The sequence below is a fragment of the Sphingobium indicum BiD32 genome (genome assembly GCF_000382885.1).
In the GTDB taxonomy this organism is placed as follows: domain Bacteria; phylum Pseudomonadota; class Alphaproteobacteria; order Sphingomonadales; family Sphingomonadaceae; genus Sphingobium; species Sphingobium japonicum_C.
Map to the genome: position 1 here is coordinate 1 of NZ_CAVK010000227.1, position 4153 is coordinate 4153.

Annotated in this window: 6 protein-coding genes; 2 read left to right on the forward strand and 4 right to left on the reverse strand. The window is 60.3% G+C overall.

All coding sequences use genetic code 11. The features are described from left to right. Positions 1-19 precede the first annotated feature (19 nt). Positions 20-379: an SDR family oxidoreductase gene (locus EBBID32_RS20155; protein ID WP_231382266.1), complete on the forward strand. Its 360-nt coding sequence runs from the start codon at positions 20-22 to the stop codon at positions 377-379. Between the two features lie 55 nt (positions 380-434). Here the strand turns inward: EBBID32_RS20155 and tnpC are convergent, their stop codons facing one another. The 3 genes from tnpC to EBBID32_RS20170 form a co-directional block, all read right to left on the reverse strand. Next, on the reverse strand, positions 435-1994 hold the full coding sequence (gene tnpC / locus EBBID32_RS20160) for an IS66 family transposase (RefSeq protein WP_006965685.1): 1560 nt from the start codon (positions 1992-1994) through the stop codon (positions 435-437). 67 nt (positions 1995-2061) lie between these two features. Next, positions 2062-2385 (reverse strand): IS66 family insertion sequence element accessory protein TnpB, encoded by a 324-nt coding sequence (gene tnpB, locus EBBID32_RS20165; protein WP_196805706.1) that lies wholly within the window; start codon positions 2383-2385, stop codon positions 2062-2064. A 26-nt stretch (positions 2386-2411) separates the two neighbouring features. Beyond that, positions 2412-2834: a transposase gene (locus tag EBBID32_RS20170; RefSeq protein ID WP_196805707.1), complete on the reverse strand. Its 423-nt coding sequence runs from the start codon at positions 2832-2834 to the stop codon at positions 2412-2414. Positions 2835-2919: 85 nt separating this feature from the next. Here EBBID32_RS20170 and EBBID32_RS20175 point away from each other — a divergent pair, with 85 nt between their 5' ends. Continuing rightward, entirely contained in the window at positions 2920-3165 is a 246-nt protein-coding gene (locus EBBID32_RS20175; RefSeq protein WP_037492168.1) for a DUF6894 family protein, read from the forward strand. Between the two features lie 3 nt (positions 3166-3168). Here EBBID32_RS20175 and EBBID32_RS20180 read toward each other — a convergent pair whose 3' ends face one another. Beyond that, positions 3169-3927 carry an ATP-binding protein gene (locus EBBID32_RS20180; protein ID WP_156022631.1) on the reverse strand — a complete coding sequence of 253 codons (759 nt, stop codon included), beginning with the start codon at positions 3925-3927 and terminating at the stop codon, positions 3169-3171. Positions 3928-4153: the final 226 nt, after the last annotated feature.

Genomic DNA, 4153 nt, shown 5'->3' on the forward strand with positions numbered 1-4153 from the left:
TCCTACCCGGCCACCTCTCTTGGCCCCAGGGGCCTCGATCATCAATACGACGTCGATAAACGCTGATCAGCCAAATGCCCATCTCTTGGCCTACGCAACCACAAAAGGCGCTATCCAGAATTTCACGATGGGCTTGGCGCAGCTACTGGCCGACAAGGAAATCCGGGCAAATTGCGTAGCGCCCGGCCCGATCTGGACGCCGCTCATCCCTTCGACCATGCCGCCGGAGGCTGTCAAGAATTTCGGGGAAAATGCCCCGTTCGGTCGTGCCGGCCAGCCTCGCGAGTTGGCTTCAGCCTATGTGATGCTGGCAAGCGATGAGTCCAGCTACACGACGGGCGCCACGGTCGCTGTCACAGGTGGGCGGCCCTTCATCTGAAATTAATTAGCGATTGGAAGCAAAGTAAGCGCTAAATCACCCCCACTGGCAGGCGTTAGGCGGCCTGTTCGATGACGGCGCTGGCGGTGACGCGGCTTTCGACCCAGTTATAGGGGAGCAGATCATCGATCGGATCTGCGTCGCCGCGTAGGACGATACGGGTGAGGACATCGGTGAGGTAGGCCTGAGGTTTGATGCCGCCAAGTTTGCACGTTTCGATGAGGCTTGCGAAGGTCGCCCAGTTTTCGGCCCCCAGATCATGACCTGTGAACAGGGCATTTTTGCGCTGGAGCGTAAGCGGCCTGATTGATCGCTCGACGGTGTTGTTGTCCAGCTCGATCCGTCCATCCTCGAGGAAGCGGACGAGGCCTTTCCAATGGTTGAGGGTGTATTTGATGGCCTCGGCCGTATTGGAACTTCCGAGCAGCCTGGGCAGCATCTCCTCGAGCCAAGGGCGCATGCCAGCGATGATCGGAGCGGAGTGCGCCTGGCGGATCGCCAACCTGTGTTCGGGACTGGAACCTCGGATACCGGCCTCGATCTTATAGAGGCTGGCGATCCGCCGCAGCGCTTCATCGGCGACGGGCGCGTTGCCGCCCTTGGCATCGTCGAAGAATCCACGCCTAACGTGCGCCCAGCAGAAGGCGAGCGTTCCAGGACCACCCTTCCGGTCCAGCGCCTCGATATGCTTGTAGGCGCCATAGCCGTCGCACTGAACGATGCCGGTAAAATCCCCGAGCAGCTTTTCCGCCCAGACTTTCCCGCGACCTGGCATGTAGGTGTAGACGACCGCCGGTGGATCGGTGCCGCCATGCGCGCCATCATCACGCGCGATCGCCCAGAGATATCCCGTCTTCACCTTGCCGGTGCCGGGCGCCAGGACCTTGGCGGTGGTCTCATCGACGAACAGCCTGGCGCCCGTCAGCAGTTCCGCTTTCATTCGATTGGTCAGGCGGCCGAGCCAGCCCGCGGCTCGACCCGCCCAGTTGCACATGGTTCCCCGGTCGATCTCAATGCCCTGGCGCCGAAGCGCCTGTGCCTGCCGATAGAAGGGCATGTGATCGGCATATTTCCTGACCAGAACATCGGCGATCATTGCCTCGGTGGGCAGGCCACCTGGCACCACATGCTTGGCCGCGGGCGCCTGGAACACGCCATCGCTGCACGCCCGGCACGCCATTTTCGGGCGGGACGTCACGATCACGCGATACTGGACCGGGATGACATCGAGCCGGCTCGATATGTCGCTGTCTATGCAGTGCAGCGCGCCTCCGCAGCAGGGGCATTCCTTCTCGTCTGGAAGGATCACTTCCTCAACGCGGGTCAGGTGCGCCGGCAGCGACGCCCGCGCAGTCCCGCTTTCCCTTCGCGCCCGTTCCTTCTTCTGACCTGCCGCCTGCTCGCCAAGCGCTTCCAGTTCAGCACGGGCGACGTCGAGATCATCGAAGGCAAGCGCCAACTGATCTTCGCTCAGCTTCTCCGACCGTTTCCCAAATGTCGTGCGGGTGATCTGGTCGATGATATGCTGCATCCGAGCTTCACGCTCGAGGCCGGCCAGGACCATCGCCTTGAGGGTGGCGACATCGTCAGGAAGATCGGTTGCCGTGGCGGACATGCCCCATTTCTGGCAGTTTGGGAGCGATCCGCAATGGCATTTCGATCAGGGGAATCAGGCGTGCGACCTATCGCGTCGTCACCGGAACCTGCGTGCGCGGCGTGTGCATTTTCGACCATTGCAGCCCTTCGAACAAGGCTGACGCCTGCGATGCCGACAACCGCATCACGCCATCGTGCGCCCGTGGCCAATGAAAGCCCCCGGTCTGCAAGACCTTGCTCACAAGCACCAGGCCGGTGCCGTCCCAGACCAGCAGCTTGATCCTGTTCGCCCGCTTCGAGCGGAAGATGAAGACAACTCCCGAGAAGGGCTTGAGCCCGAGTTCGTGCTCGACCAGCGCCGCCAGGCTGACGGCCCCTTTCCTGAAGTCGATCGGCTTTGTCGCCACCATCACCTTGAGCGGTCCTGGTGGGATGATCATCCCGTCCGGCTCACGGCGGAGAGCACCCGGGCGATATGATCCTCGCTTGCGCCCGACGGCACGTGGATCGCAAGTGCAGTCGTGCGGATCACGATCTCATCGCCTCCACCATCAGCCGAGCCGGTGCCGCCCGCATCTTCAATCACCGCCGGGACAAAGCCCAGCTTCTTGCTGGTCAAGCGCTTGCCCGGAATACTGTCATGCCGCCAGGCGTAGAGCTGCTGTGGCAGCAGCCCATGCGTTCGCGCAATTTGCGCGATGTTGGCGCCGGGCTCAAAACTCGACGCGATGATCCTGGCCTTGGCCTCGGCCGACCAGCGACGCCGCATCGGCCCCGCTGGGATGACATCCATACGCGAGGGCCGCTGACCCTCCTGCCTTTCGAAACCTGTTTCGAATGTTCTTACATCATCGGTCACTACGATACCCCTCGAATGAGGGGCCAAACATAGCCAGATTAGCGCCTACGAGAATGTGGGGAAGTTTTTGCGCTTACGAAGCAAAATGCCTCGTTATTTTTTTCACACCGTTGATGGCGGACGCGACGTTGACCAGGAAGGCACTGAATTGCCGAACGATGCCGCGGCACGGAAGGCTGCGATCCGGTTTGCCGGCGCCGTAATGCATGATGAGCCTGATGTACTTTGGGACGGACGTGACTATCGGGTGGAAGTCACCAACGAGACGGGCGCTCTCCTTTTTACGATCGTGATGCTGTCGATCGATGCGCCTGCATCCAATCGAGCCTGAACGCTAGCTTGCGCTTTGGCCGCTGGGTACGACAATCTCGAATGTCTTCGATCCCGACGGTGGCTGATGAAATTTCCCGCCACATGACGACACAAGACGGCGGACAAGACCAAGGCCTAGTCCATGCCCGTCTGATGGAGCGGCATCGAGGAACGGCAGGCCATCATCATCGACCTGTACGACGACATCATCGTCACGCCGTCGAACGACCACGGTAATCTTGCCACCCTTCGCCTCGAAAGCATGTTTAATCGCGTTGGTCGCAAGTTCGTTCACGGCCAAGCAGATCGGCGTGACTAACGGCGAAGCAACCTCGTCGCAGCCATCACCTATTTCGAGCGAGATCAAAACGGATCTCAGTTCCGCATGCGCCTGCAACGCCTCGCATACCTGACGCAAAGCGGTCGCCAGCGCGGACTGTTCCTCTTCCGACGTGGCCGCCCGCGCTCGGGCTAGAATAGCTATCCGTTCCGCCGCATCCTCAAGGGCGGCGCGTCCTTCCCGATCTTTCAGTCGTGTCGCCTGGAGGGAGAGCAGACTGACGACCAGTTGGAGGTCGTTGGTGCACCGGTGTACCGTCTCCCGCAATAACAGTTCCAACCGCTTGCACGCCTCCTGCGCTTCGGTGCCCGCCCGACCATCCGATCGAGTTGATGATTGCGGCCGCCCTATGCCTTCATTGGCAGTGCCATGCATGAGCATGTTATCGCGCAACGCGGGTTTACCGGCAACCTCGTGAGTACCATTGAGCCGCTCTGACATACGCACCTCTCTTTCAACAGAAGAGTAGGAAGCGGGTTCAGGCGTGTCGCTAACCTCGATTGCTCATGATGTTAATGTCCAGGTCAGGATTGAGCATGTGAGCATCAGATTTTCCGTTTTGACACTATCTCATCCGCCATTCGGCAATTCATATGGCGCGGCGATCTGGATGAGAAGTTTCCGTCAATCAGGGGTTCTTCCGCATCTTTGGTGCAAGTTGAGGGAT

Coding starts and splice junctions, on each gene's coding strand:
- tnpC (WP_006965685.1), bottom strand. CDS start 1,994: ATGTCCGCCACGGCAACCGATCTTCCTGACGATGTCGCCACCCTCAAG.
- tnpB (WP_196805706.1), bottom strand. CDS start 2,385: ATGGTGGCGACAAAGCCGATCGACTTCAGGAAAGGGGCCGTCAGCCTG.
- EBBID32_RS20175 (WP_037492168.1), top strand. CDS start 2,920: ATGCCTCGTTATTTTTTTCACACCGTTGATGGCGGACGCGACGTTGAC.
- EBBID32_RS20180 (WP_156022631.1), bottom strand. CDS start 3,927: ATGTCAGAGCGGCTCAATGGTACTCACGAGGTTGCCGGTAAACCCGCG.